Source organism: Rugosimonospora africana (assembly GCF_016862975.1).
Classification (GTDB): Bacteria; Actinomycetota; Actinomycetes; order Mycobacteriales; family Micromonosporaceae; genus Rugosimonospora; species Rugosimonospora africana.
Genome location: NZ_BONZ01000086.1, coordinates 79,780 through 91,804 on the forward strand (window position 1 = coordinate 79,780; position 12,025 = coordinate 91,804).

A 12,025-nucleotide genomic window follows, 5' to 3' on the forward strand; every position below is an offset into this window, starting at 1 on the left:
TTATGGAGGGAGCGTTCGGATGCGAGCCGATGCGCGCCGCAATCACGCGCGGCTTCTGGAAGCGGCGCGGGACGTGTTCGTCGAGCAGGGCCCGGGCGCGTCGCTGGAGGAGGTCGCCCGACGCGCCGAAGTGGGGATCGCCACGCTGTACCGGCGCTTCACCGATCGCCACACGCTCATGCACGCGGTCGCCCTCCATGCGTTGACCGGGACGATCGAGGCCGTTCGACGGGCTCAGCGGGACCATCCGGATCCGCTCGACGCGCTGGCCGCGTACGTCCACGCCGTCTTGGACCTGCGGACCTCCGTGGTGATCCCGACGCTCCTGGCCGCGCTCGACCTGGACGAGCCAGAGCTCAAAGCCGCACAGAGCACCTCGGCGCGGCTCGTGGAGGAACTGCTGGCGGAGGCCCACAAGACAGGTGGACTCCGCGACGATGTGGTCTTCGGCGACATCGGACTGCTGCTCACCCGGTTGTCCCGGCCACTGCCCGGGCCGTTTTCCGACGAGACGCAGAACGCCCTCGCCCACCGGCACGCCGACATCATCCTTGCCGGCCTCCGCGCCTCGACCGAACCACCCCTCGCCGGACCCGCCCTGAAGCTGGCCGACCTGCAACAACTCCGGCACACACCCGACGCGGTCTCCACAGGCACCTCAGCGACCAGTTCATAGCGGTCGAGCCGATCGGGTCGCCCCCTGATTCAACGAGATTCCGCGTACTCGGTGAGAATCTCGTCGATGACCCGTCTGGTCTCTACCGCCACCGCATTGTCGCTGTGTAGCGCACGGGCGTGGACCACCAGCGCCTTCCACAGCGCCCAGCCCCGCCCACGTGCCCACGTTCCAGGGTCGATGTCGAGCCTTGCGCGGAATGCCTCGCGGCTCGCCCGGGTCAGCACCGTCCAGGCGATCGCCAGGTCGCACGCGGGGTCGCCGACACCGCACGTGCCGAAGTCGATGACGGCAGCCAGCGCGCCGTCACGGACCAGGAGGTTCCCCGGGGCGATGTCGCCGTGGAACCAGACCGGCCGGCATTCCCACGACGTCTCCAGCGCCAATTGCCAGATCTCCGTGACGAGATCCCCGGGTACCCGGCCGTTGAGCACCCCGATCGCCCGTCGCGTCTGGACGTCGTAGACCCGCAGTGGCCCGCCACGGAACCAGTTGTGCAGCCCCGGTTCGGGCCCTCCAGCCGGGTCGACCTGTCGCAGCGCGACGAGGAAGGCGGCCAGGCTGACCGCGAACTCGGTCAGGTCGGCAATGGTGTCGACGCCGGCGGGCTCGCCGTCGATCCATTCATAGACAGACCAGTGGAAGCCGAACCCTTCGTCGGGCTCGCCCTTCGCCAGGGGCGTGGGTATCCGCAGCGGCACCCGCGGCGCGAGCATGGGCAACCACCGGTGTTCCTTGTCCACCGCCAGCGCGTACTCCGCGGCGGTCGGCAGCCGTACCGACATACGGTCACCGAGATGAAAGGTCTGGTTGTCCCAGCCGCTGACCGCGACGGACCGCAAGGGCAGGTCGGCCCATCGCGGGAACTGCCTGGCGACCAGCCGTCTCACGAGACTTACGTCGACCAGACGCCGATCGGGTATCGGGACGGTGTCTGGGTCAGAGGTCACGCCACAACATCACAAGGCGGACGCCGGAGGGCAACCCATTTAGGTGTCCTACACCTTGTCGCCAGAATCTCAGGCACCGGCGTGCCCAGCTCCGACGCGCGGCGCCGGCCGACCTCTGCTAGACAAAAGGGTATGAAGGTCCGTTTTCTGGGTGACAGCTTCCCGGCAGCCCGTGAAATCCTGGCCGAGCTGCTGGCAGAGGACGACGTCGGCGCCTGGGCGTCGGGAGCGCCGGCCGGGCCGGACGGCCGGGCCGACGTGCTTGTCCCCGCGATGCGCGAGGTCGACGGCTCGCTGATGGATGCGGCGCGGCCGGCGCTGATCCAGCAGTTCGGCGCCGGACTGGAGGGCGTCGACGTGGCGGCGGCCGCCGCCCGCGGGATTCCGGTCGCCAACGTCCCCGCGGACCGGACAGGCAACGCCGGATCGGTGGCGGAGCTGGCGATGCTTCACCTGCTGGCGCTGTCGCGCCGGTTCGATCAGGCGCGGGCCGCGCTGCGTGACGGGCGGTTGGGCGAACCTCTCGGCCGCGGCCTCGGAGGCCAGACCGCCACAGTCATCGGCCTCGGGGCCATCGGCCGGGAGGTGCTCACCCGGCTGCGGCCGTTCGGCACGCGGCTGGTCGGCATGGGTCGCCGCCCGCGTTCCGAGGCGGACCCCACCGTGCTGGCGCTGGTCGACGAGTACCGCCCGCTCGTCCAGCTGCACGCGGCGCTCACGGCGACCGACCTGCTGGTGCTCTGTCTGCCGCTGACCGGGGACAAGCGCGGCATCATCGGCGCGGCCGAGCTTCGGGCGCTCCGGCCCGGAGGGATCCTGGTGAACGTCGGACGCGGCCCGGTGGTCGACCACGACGCGCTCGTCGCGGCGCTCCGCTCGGGCAGCCTCACGGCGGCGGGCCTGGACGTCTACTGGCAGGAACCCATCGACCCCGACGATCCGGTCCTGGCCGAGAACGTGTCCGCCACCCCCCACGTCGGCGGCGTCACGACGCAGGCATATCGGGCCACCGCGGAACGCTTCGCGGCCAACGTGGAGCGGCTGCGTCGCGGCGCGCCGTTGGAGGACCGGGCCGCCTGACACCTGCCGGTTGTGAGGTCGGAGCCGACCTTCGGAAACCCGGCCGAGTGACCGGCCGCGCAACCACCTCCGCCCGATCAGCGGCAGAAGCGGTGCCGTCAGTCGGACGTGAGGTTCCACCGCGCCGGCAGGGCGCTGCCGCACAGGGCGCACGTGAAGTCGTCGTCCCGCACGATGTTGCGCTCGCCGCAGGTCGGGCAACGGCGGAAGGTGATCCGGTCGGTGAAGCCACCGGGATGCGGTAGGCCGACCCGGTCGAGCGCCTCGGCCACCGCGGGCCAGCAGTCCGGGTCGGGGCAGTAGCCGGTCGACTGGTTGGTTACCTCGGCGACGCGCCAGCCGGTGCCGGCGGGGGCAAACGCCATCTCGCCGGCGGCGAGGACGTCGTGGCCGCCCGCGAGGGCGACGTGTTCGCTCCGACGCGGTGCCAGCCTCAGCACGCCATCGAGAACAACGACGAACGTGACCGGTTCCGTGAGATCTCGAGAGTCGCGGCCGGCCAGCCACCCGTCCAGCGAGGCCAGCGAGGCCAGCGAGTCCACGGCAACCGCGTCCACCGCGATCACCCGATCGCGCAACTCGGCCGGGCCGACATAGCGGTACCGCCTGACACGCACCACGGCGCGACGATATCGGCCGGAACCGGCAGGCGACACACCCGGTCCACGCGTCGCAAGGCGGCAATGCTTCGATGACCGGATGGGAAGCCACTCTGGTTCAGCCAACGGAGAGCAGCGGGTACCGGTCACCGAAGTCCTCCGCGGGCTGGAGGTCCACCCGCTGGAGCCGGGTGAGACGGCTCTGGAGGCATTCGTACTCATCAAGCTGCTCGACGCGCAGGGCGACATCAGCTGGTCCTACCGGACGACGAACCGACTCAATCGTGAGGAGCTGCTTGGCGCACTGATCGTGCAGGCCGACGTCCTCCGCAAGGAACTGCGCGACGAATGGGACGACAGCGACGACTGATCCCCTGCGGTGGACGCCGCTCGGCTTTGCGAAGCAGCGCCAAGGAAATGGGAAGGCAGCGACGATCTCCGTTTGCCATACTGGCCGGCATGAAGCTCGCTGAGGCTCTTGCGCTGCGCGCGGACGCGGCGCGCCGCGTCGAACAGCTGCGTGCCCGCGTCACCGCGAGCGCACGTTACCAGGAGGGCGAAGCGCCTGCCGAAAACGCTGAGACTCTGATGACCGAGGCCGCCGAGGTGCTCGGTGAGCTGGAGTCGTTGATCCGGCGGATCAACCGCACCAATGCTGCCAGCCTGGTCGAGGGTGGCACGCTCACCGACGCGTTGGCTCGCCGCGATGTTCTCCGTCTGCGGCACAGCCTGGTCACGTCCGCTGCCGGCGCTGCCGCCGGAGAAGGCCAGCGTGGCTTCCGGCAGCTGCGCTCGGAGCTGAAGATGATCCCGGCGCTGCCGGTGGGTGAACTGCGCGGGCAGGCCGACGACCTTGCCCGACAGCTTCGCGAGGTCGACACGCTCATTCAGCGGACGAACTGGGAGGTCGACCTGCTGGACTGAGCACACGGGTGCGGAGCAGGTAGCCGACGTGGAGGCGTGCGCGAGCCCGAGAACCGGCGGGTGAAATCCGGTCTCCTTTCTGGCGCGCCGAGGGCAGGCGCAGGGGTTCGATTCCCTGGCAGACAACGCACGCCCAGCACGGCACACAGGTGACGGCGCACAGGGCACGGCACACCACCAGGCGCAGATCCACGACGGCGAGGGCGGGACAGGGGACCTCCGCGCATCGACCGATATCGCGACCGGGCTGACGTCGATGGTGGCCCCGGACGGCTGTGACGGCGCGACCGGGGCCACTCTTGGTCATCCGATGGCCTGATGCGCGATGGTGGACGGTTCCCGCCCGGCGAGCAGCCAGCTGCCGATCGCAGCGACTACCTTCCCGCGCGCGACATACTACGTTTATCGTAGTAGAAGTAATGTCCTGTCATCTGGGTATGAGCGGTCTCAGTTCCGCTCCGGGTGGCCCGCGACCGGGAACCCCGTCGTCGATCGCCGTGGGTTCTGGTACCCGGCCCGTCGGCCCGACCGATACACTACATCTTGTAGGGTTCCCGGTTGAAGCGGGGTGGAGGTCCACCGTACGGGTGGGCACCGGTTGTGGCTCGATCATCGCTGCGTCGAAAGGTAGCTATCGTCATGATCGAGGCTGTGGGCCTCAGCAAGCGGTACGGGGACCGGGTCGCCGTCGACCAGCTGTCCTTCACCGTCCGGCCCGGACAGGTGACCGGGTTCCTGGGCCCGAACGGGGCCGGGAAGTCCACGACGATGCGCATGATCCTGGGCCTGGACACGCCGACCGGCGGCCGGGTCACCATTGATGGCAGACCATACCGGCAACTGGACTACCCGATGCGGGAAGTCGGCGCGCTGCTGGACGCGAAGGCCATCCACGGTGGACGGTCCGCGTACCACCATCTGCTGTGCCTGGCGCAGACCAACAACCTGCCGAAGCGTCGCGTCGGCGAGGTCCTGGACCTCGTCGGTCTCGCCGAGGTGGCGGGTAAGCGCGCGAAAGGGTTCTCGTTGGGCATGGGGCAGCGGCTGGGCATCGCCGCCGCGCTGCTGGGCGACCCGAAAATCCTGATGTTCGACGAGCCGGTCAACGGGTTGGATCCCGAGGGGATCCTGTGGATCCGCAACCTGATGAGGTCGCTGGCCGCCGAGGGGCGGACGGTCTTCGTCTCCAGCCACCTGATGTCGGAGATGGAGAACACGGCCGACCACCTGCTGGTCATCGGCCGGGGCCGGATGATCGCCGACTGCACGGTGCAGGAGTTCATCGACCAGAACTCCGAGCTGCTGGTGAGGGTCAGAACCCCCGAACCGGCCAGGCTCACCGAAGTGGTCACCGGGGCGGGCGGCACGGCGACGCCGGACGGGGACGACACCCTGCTGATCTCCGGCCTCGTCATGGACCGCATCGGCGACCTGGCATTCGACAACCAGGTGCGGCTGTACGAGCTGTCCCCGCTGCAGGCGTCGCTAGAGCAGGCGTTCATGGAGTTGACCAGGGACACCGTCGAGTACCACGCGGCGGTTCCCGGAGGCCGGGAGGTGTCGGCATGAGCAGCACCGGAGAACGGTCGGTCGGCGACTCGGCGACCACCCTGCTGCGGATTCCACCGCTGGCCCCGGCAAGAGGCCGGGCCGGGCTGCGCGGCGAGTTGCGCAGCGAGTGGACGAAGCTGCGAACGGTGCGCTCGACCATGTGGTCGCTGGTGGCCATGGCCGCCATCTCGGTCGGGCTGATGGCGTTGATCGCATGGGCTCTGATGAACCGGTGGAACCGCCTCGATCCGGGCGAGCGGACCAACCTCGCGCACCACCCGCTGGAGGTCATTCTGGCCCGGCCGGTGTTCATCAGTCAGCTGGTCGTCGCGGTGTTGGGTGTCATGGTGATCTCCGCCGAGTACACCACCGGCATGATCCGCTCCACGCTGCAGTCGCAGCCTCGGCGGCTGACCGTTCTGGCCGCGAAGGTGGCGGTGTTCGCCGCGCTGATGCTCGTCGTGGGCGAGGTGCTCAGCTTCGCCGCGTTCTTCGTCGGTAGGCAGGTCATCGCCTCGCACGTTCCAGTCGACCTGAACGACCCGGGGGTCAGCCGCTCGGTCGTCGGCGCCGGGCTCTACCTCGCCGTGCTGGGCCTGTTCTCCCTGGGCTTCGGCGCGATCCTGCGGCACACCGCCGGCGCCATCACCGCTGTGCTCGGGCTGGTCCTCATCGTGTCGAACCTGACCGGGCTCCTGCCGGACAGCTGGGGCCATCACATCAACGCGTACATGCCGACCAACGCCGGGCTGCTTGTCATCCAACCCCAGCCGCAGCCCGGTGACCTGCTCTCGGCCTGGCAGGGCTTCGGCGTCTTCGCCGGATGGACTGTGCTGGTGTTCGCTGTCGCCGCGTTCCTGTTCACGACACGCGACGCGTAAGGTCCCCGCGGCTCAGCGGCACCAGCGGCGAGCATCGCGCCTCGGTCGGCCGGAACCGCCGACGCCAGCCGCCGTCTACCGACAGACCTGTGGCAGTGTTGTCCGCGCGGCGGCGACGCCGAGCGCGGCAAGACCGAAGCACGCCTCGATGGTGCGCAGCACCGTGTAGTGGTCAATGCGGTCGCTGACCCGAGCCGGGGCCACACCCTGCCCCGTGACGATCGTGGAAATCAGGTTCGCTCCGGAGGAGTCGTCCTCGTCGAACGTGACGATCAGCAGGCTGTGATGCGTCCGCGCCCACGTCGCGTACCCGCTCAGATGCTCGGCGAGCCAGCGGTCTCCTGTCGCGACGGGACAGTCGTGCATGTCGTCGCACAGGTCGGGGGAGACGAACGCCACGGACGGAAGCCCGGTGAAGTCGGAGGGGAACGCCGTGTACGGCTGACTCACGGTCGCGGGCAGGTTGGTGAAGTTGATCCACGGTGCGTGCTTGCGCACGTACCTGCCGTGGGTGCACCCGGTGAAGCCGCTGCGCGGCAATGCCTCGGCGTACCCGGTGAACGTCCGGCCGGCGTCGAGCAACTGGCGGGCGAGGTTCATCGTCGTGAACGTGTGCGGGCACGAGTCGTTCGTGACCGCTTGCGTGCCGCCGGAGAACAGGGCGAGATAGTTCGGCTGGCTCGGATGGGTGATCGCGTACGAGCGGGTGTAGAGCGCGCCCTGCCGGGCCAGGGCGTCGAACGCGGGTGCCTTGCCACTGCCGATGATCTGTCCGGTGCCTTTGTTCTCGAACACCACCACGACGATGTGTTCGGGTACGCCGTCGGCGGGCGGCGTGATGGCGGACGTGGCCTGCCGCGCCGGCACCACGGTCGGCAACGGTGTGCCGGCGGGCGAGCCGCAGGAGCCCACCGCGACGATGACAATCCCCGCCGCTGCCATCGTCAGCGATCGTCGCAGCCGGCCGGTCCTGGCGGTGAACGCACCTCTCATCGGCCGGGCCGTCCGGTCACCGCGCGAACGTGAACAGCCGCCGAATCCAATTCCTGCGCCACGCGCTTACCGTACCCGCCACACGCACCGAGGACCGGGCCGAATGCGGCCGGATCTGGCGCATGCCGCCCGATTCGAAGGTCTACGCTTCGTCGACCCGGATGACAGTGGCGAGGACGTCGTTGAGCGCCTCGGTCGAGCTCGGATGGGTGTAGACGGCGTCGCGAAGTTCGGCAGCGGTGATCCGGTGCCGCATCGCGAGCGCGACCGTGTTGATGATTTCCTGGGCGTCGACGCTGAGCAGGGCGGCGCCAAGGATCTCGTCGGTCTCGGCGTCGATCACGAACTTCATCACGCCGCGGGTCTCGTTGACGGCGTACGCCCGGGGCATCGCGACGATGTCCGCCACGGGTTGGCTCGCGATCGCGACCCGGCGCCCGGCCTCGCGGGCCTCCCGCTCGGTCATCCCCACGGTGGCCAGCGGTGGGGTCATGAACAGGGCGTGGGGCACCACGACGCGGTCGGTCATCGAGCGCCGGCCCTCACCGGTGAGTTGGTCGAGGACGATCCGGCTGTCGTCGAGCGAGAGGTACGTGAACTGCGGGCCGCCTCTGACGTCGCCGAGGGCGTAGATGTGCGGCTGGCTCGTCCGCAGGTACTCGTCGACCTCGACCGCTCCCGCCCCGGTCGTCCGCACGCCCGCGGCGTCCAGCCCGAGATCGCGAGTTGCCGGTACGCGGCCGGCGGCGGTGAGGATGGCGTCGACCTCGACGCTGTGCTGCCGGCCGTCCGTGTCGTAGTCGATCGTCGCGCCGTGCTCACCGTCGCGGACCCGCGTCACCTGTGCGCCGGTGACGATCTCGATGCCGTCGCCCGCCAGGATGCCGTGTGCGGCGGCGGCGATGTCGTCGTCTTCGCGGGTGAGGATCCGGGCGGCGTGCTCGAACATGGTGACCTGGGAGCCGAAGGCGCGGTAGATGGAGGCGAATTCGATGCCGAGGTACCCGCCGCCCAGGATGGCCAGCCGCCGCGGCAGGGTGGTGCTCTCGATCAGCTCGGTGCTCGTCACGGTGTGGCCGCTGGTGGCGAGGCCGGGGATGTCGGGGGTGACCGGTTCGGAGCCGGTGTTGATCAGGATGGTGTCGGCGGTGACGGTGAGACGGTCGTCGGCGGTCGTGACGCCGACGGTGTGCGCGTCGATGAAGCTGGCCTGCCCGGTGAGGACGGTCACCGTCTCGATGCCGTTCAACGCGTCGAGGTTGCCGTGCCGCATCATCTCCCGGATGGACTGGACTTCGCCGACGGACCGCTGGTACCAGTCCTGTGCCGGGTCACCCGGTCGGCGCTGATGCGAACGGTGGACGAGCCCCTTGGTCGGTACGCATCCCACGTTGGGGCAGGTGCCGCCGTACATGCGCGCGGATCGCTCCACGACGACGACCCGCTTGCCGAGCCGGCCCATCCTGGCGGCCACGGCCTTGCCTCCCTTACCGAATCCGATGACGAGAAGGTCGGCGTCGAGGGTGCTGTTCACGGTACTCAGGTCTCCGATCTCTACAAGCGGATCTGCGGCGGTGACGAGCGCGGCCGGCTCGCGGGGCTGGCCAGAGGTGGAGTCGGTCGATGGCGTCGAGGCACGGCTGCCGGGTCTGAGGCCCCTCTGTATGTGACGGCGCACGCGTCGGTCTTACCCGTCCGTGATGTGGCCACGCTCACACCGGCCTCAGCAGAGGGGCGTACCCGTCAGGACCACTCCCGCCGCACCGCCAGAACCAGGCCGCGGTAGTCCTCGCCGCAGGGCCCGCAGGCGAGTAGATGCGCCGCGATTCCGGGGTATCGGCGGGCTGCTTCGGCCCGGGACGCGTCGTCGCGGGCCAGATCGGCGTAGACGTGCAACAGGTGCAGCGCCTGCTCGCAGCCGACGTCCCGGGGATCGGTGTTCAGGAACCGCTCCAGCTTCGCCCAACCGGTCATGGTCGCCTCACCCCGATTCTGTGCTCCGGCCGTGTCTTCTGCCCTGTTGTCTGAGGCATCCGGCGATGGTGCCGCGGCTGGCAGATATCCGTTAGCGGCAAGCGTCGCCCGCAACTTACGTCGGGCGTCGAACATGATCTTGTAGATCGCGTTGCGGGTCGAGCCCCACCGCGCGACCAAAGCGTCGAGCGGGATGCCGTTGACGACCAACGCGAGGAATACCTGCCGTTGCCGTTCGGTCAGCTCCTCCTCGACGGCGCGGCGCAGGGTCGCGATCAGCTCGCGTTGTTGGACGTACTCGTCCGGGCGCATCCCGAACCGGTCGGGCAACCGATCCCAGTCCTGCGCGTCCAGGGCGACGGACGGGTTGCGGGACCAGAAATGTCGCCCGAGCTTGTTCGACACCTCGAGAATGGCGAATTTGTAGGCCCAGGTCGTGAACCGGCTCTCACCGCGGAACTCGGTGAGTTTGGTGATGATCGACACCAGTGCGTCGTCGGCGGCCTGATGGGCGAGATCGTCCAGTTCGGGACCGCTGAACGGATGGTGTCCGCCTCGGCGGTGCAGTTCGGCCCGGGCGGCCCGCAGGAGCAGGTCATGGAGCCCCCGCCGCGCCTGGTCGCCGGTGCGGCCCGGGTCGGCCAACTCCGCCACCCACCGGGCGGTTTCCTCGCCCACGCCACGCCCGGAAGGCGCCCCGACCGGGATCTGCTCCGCCGGGGCACCGTCTGCGGTCGTGTCAGCCGATTGCACGCCGCCAATCCTACGAGCCCGCGGGCGAGACCCGGCCCGACTTGGGCCGGGATGTTACGGACCCCTTAACGGCCGGCGTGGTCGCGCGCCCGGGGGTAAGACGCCGCGCGTGCCCGACGCGAACCATGCGTCCGACAGGTAGAACCCGACAGGAGAAGTTATGGGTACCACCGCTCGCATCACCGGAATCGCCGGCTTGGCGTTGGCGGCCACCGCGCTGGGCGCCGCGCCCGCCACGGCATCGCCGTCGCACTCCACCGCCGGTGCGGTGTTCGTTCAGACCGACAACGTCGACGGCAACGCGGTCGTCGCCTACGACCGGGGCGCCGACGGCAGCTTGCGCCGGGCCGGCACGTATCCGACCGGCGGCCGGGGCGGGGCACTCAACGGCTCCGTCGTCGACCACCTCGCCTCGCAGGGCTCGCTGGCCTACGACCGCGCCCACGGCCTGCTCTACGCCGTCAACGCCGGCAGCAACACCATCAGCGTCTTCGACGTCCACGGAGACAGGCTCGTGCACCGCCAGCAGCTCTCGACCGGCGGCGACTTCCCGGTCAGCGTCGCCGTACACGGCAACCTCGTCTACGTGCTCAACGCCCGCGGCGGCGGGTCGCTGCAGGGTTTCCGGCGCGTGGGCGGCCTTCTGGTACGCGTCCCGACCTGGAACCGCGCCCTCGGGCTCGTCCCGGTCACGGACGCCAACGAGTTCACCCACACGCCGGGTCAGGTCGCGTTCACGCCCGACGGCAGCAGGCTGCTGGTGACGACCAAGGCCGCCGGCAACGACATCGACGTGTTCACTGTCGACCGCTTCGGTGGGCTCTCGACCAAGCCGGTGGTCAACTCCGATCCGGACGCGGTGCCGTTCGCGGTCGCGTTCGATCCCCGTGGCCACGTGGTCGTCGCGGAGGCCGGGCCCAACGCCGCGGCCACCTTCACCCTCGGCCGCGACGACGAACTCACCAACACCTCCCGCACGCCCACCGGGCAGGCGGCCACCTGCTGGATCGTGGTCGCCGGCGAGCACTTCTACCTGTCCAACGCCGGCAGCGGCAGCATCTCCGGCTTCCAGGGTGGGCCGGACGGCACGCTGACTCCGCTGGGTACCACCGGCACCGACCCGGGCACGGTGGACGTGACCGTGTCTCCCGACGGCCGGTACCTGTACGCGCAGACCGGTGGGGCCGGCGTCGTCGACGAGTATCGGGTGGCCCGTGACGGGTCGCTGACAGAGGTCGGGTCCGTCACCGTACCCGGCGCGACCGGCGGTGAGGGGATCGTCGCCTCCTGATCCGGCGGCCCACGCGCGACGCCACCGCCCCCGGGCGGCGGCGTCGCGCCGTCGCGAGCGGTGGCTGCGCGGGTGCGGTCTGTGGCCGCAACCCAGGGGCCGTCACAGACCTACCCCTCCAGGCTCGGGGTGCCGATGGCGTCCATCCGACCCCAGCGGCCCGGGATGTCGAACAGCTCGATCCGACCGAACCGAGCCGGTACGGCGGGCGTCACGACGAGGTCCTCCCCGTACGGGTCGAGGCCGAGCAGGACGCGTAGCAACAGAAACGTGGCGCCGGTGGACATGGCGTGTGGACTGTTCGCGGTTGGATACGGGATCGGGTTCTGGGTGAGGTCGCGCTCATACCCCCC

At 69.7% G+C, this 12,025-nt stretch carries 12 protein-coding genes and 1 pseudogene; 7 read left to right on the forward strand and 6 right to left on the reverse strand.

The window, feature by feature from the left end; all coding sequences use genetic code 11:
• The first annotated feature begins 19 nt into the window (after positions 1-19).
• A complete protein-coding gene (locus Raf01_RS40170) occupies positions 20-676 on the forward strand; it encodes a TetR/AcrR family transcriptional regulator (RefSeq protein ID WP_203923366.1) in 657 nt (218 codons plus the stop codon).
• Between the two features lie 29 nt (positions 677-705).
• On the opposite strand, the gene Raf01_RS40175 is transcribed toward Raf01_RS40170, so the two are convergent.
• Positions 706-1,566, reverse strand: coding sequence for an aminoglycoside phosphotransferase family protein (locus tag Raf01_RS40175; protein WP_239134335.1), 861 nt, complete (start codon positions 1,564-1,566; stop codon positions 706-708).
• 192 nt (positions 1,567-1,758) lie between these two features.
• On the opposite strand from Raf01_RS40175, the gene Raf01_RS40180 reads away from it, so the two are divergent.
• Positions 1,759-2,706, forward strand: a complete 948-nt coding sequence (locus tag Raf01_RS40180; protein ID WP_203923367.1) for an NAD(P)-dependent oxidoreductase — start codon at positions 1,759-1,761, stop codon at positions 2,704-2,706.
• Positions 2,707-2,804: 98 nt separating this feature from the next.
• Here the strand turns inward: Raf01_RS40180 and Raf01_RS40185 are convergent, their stop codons facing one another.
• A complete protein-coding gene (locus tag Raf01_RS40185; protein WP_203923368.1) occupies positions 2,805-3,326 on the reverse strand; it encodes a hypothetical protein in 522 nt (173 codons plus the stop codon).
• Positions 3,327-3,405: 79 nt separating this feature from the next.
• Between Raf01_RS40185 and Raf01_RS40190 the strand changes: the two genes are divergently transcribed.
• From Raf01_RS40190 to Raf01_RS40205, 4 genes are all read left to right on the forward strand, one after another.
• Positions 3,406-3,675 carry a hypothetical protein gene (locus Raf01_RS40190; protein ID WP_203923369.1) on the forward strand — a complete coding sequence of 90 codons (270 nt, stop codon included), beginning with the start codon at positions 3,406-3,408 and terminating at the stop codon, positions 3,673-3,675.
• Between the two features lie 89 nt (positions 3,676-3,764).
• A complete protein-coding gene (locus tag Raf01_RS40195; protein ID WP_203923381.1) occupies positions 3,765-4,229 on the forward strand; it encodes a DIP1984 family protein in 465 nt (154 codons plus the stop codon).
• Positions 4,230-4,868: 639 nt separating this feature from the next.
• Complete coding sequence (locus Raf01_RS40200; protein WP_203923370.1) at positions 4,869-5,798, forward strand: ABC transporter ATP-binding protein; 930 nt, start codon at positions 4,869-4,871, stop codon at positions 5,796-5,798.
• Positions 5,795-6,661: an ABC transporter permease gene (locus tag Raf01_RS40205; protein WP_203923371.1), complete on the forward strand. Its 867-nt coding sequence runs from the start codon at positions 5,795-5,797 to the stop codon at positions 6,659-6,661. The genes Raf01_RS40200 and Raf01_RS40205 overlap by 4 nt, the downstream gene beginning before the upstream one ends.
• 75 nt (positions 6,662-6,736) lie before the next feature.
• On the opposite strand, the gene Raf01_RS40210 is transcribed toward Raf01_RS40205, so the two are convergent.
• The 3 genes from Raf01_RS40210 to Raf01_RS40220 all read right to left on the reverse strand — a co-directional run bounded on the left by Raf01_RS40210 (position 6,737) and on the right by Raf01_RS40220 (position 10,381).
• Complete coding sequence (locus Raf01_RS40210) at positions 6,737-7,603, reverse strand: alkaline phosphatase family protein (protein ID WP_203923372.1); 867 nt, start codon at positions 7,601-7,603, stop codon at positions 6,737-6,739.
• 193 nt (positions 7,604-7,796) lie between these two features.
• Positions 7,797-9,188, reverse strand: coding sequence for an FAD-dependent oxidoreductase (locus Raf01_RS40215; protein WP_239134337.1), 1,392 nt, complete (start codon positions 9,186-9,188; stop codon positions 7,797-7,799).
• A gap of 209 nt (positions 9,189-9,397) precedes the next feature.
• Positions 9,398-10,381, reverse strand: a complete 984-nt coding sequence (locus tag Raf01_RS40220) for a sigma-70 family RNA polymerase sigma factor (RefSeq protein WP_239134338.1) — start codon at positions 10,379-10,381, stop codon at positions 9,398-9,400.
• Between the two features lie 160 nt (positions 10,382-10,541).
• Between Raf01_RS40220 and Raf01_RS40225 the strand changes: the two genes are divergently transcribed.
• Positions 10,542-11,672: a lactonase family protein gene (locus Raf01_RS40225; RefSeq protein ID WP_203923373.1), complete on the forward strand. Its 1,131-nt coding sequence runs from the start codon at positions 10,542-10,544 to the stop codon at positions 11,670-11,672.
• Between the two features lie 110 nt (positions 11,673-11,782).
• On the opposite strand, the pseudogene Raf01_RS40230 reads toward Raf01_RS40225, so the two are convergent.
• A pseudogene (locus tag Raf01_RS40230) lies at positions 11,783-12,025 on the reverse strand (glycogen debranching N-terminal domain-containing protein); the annotation flags it as partial.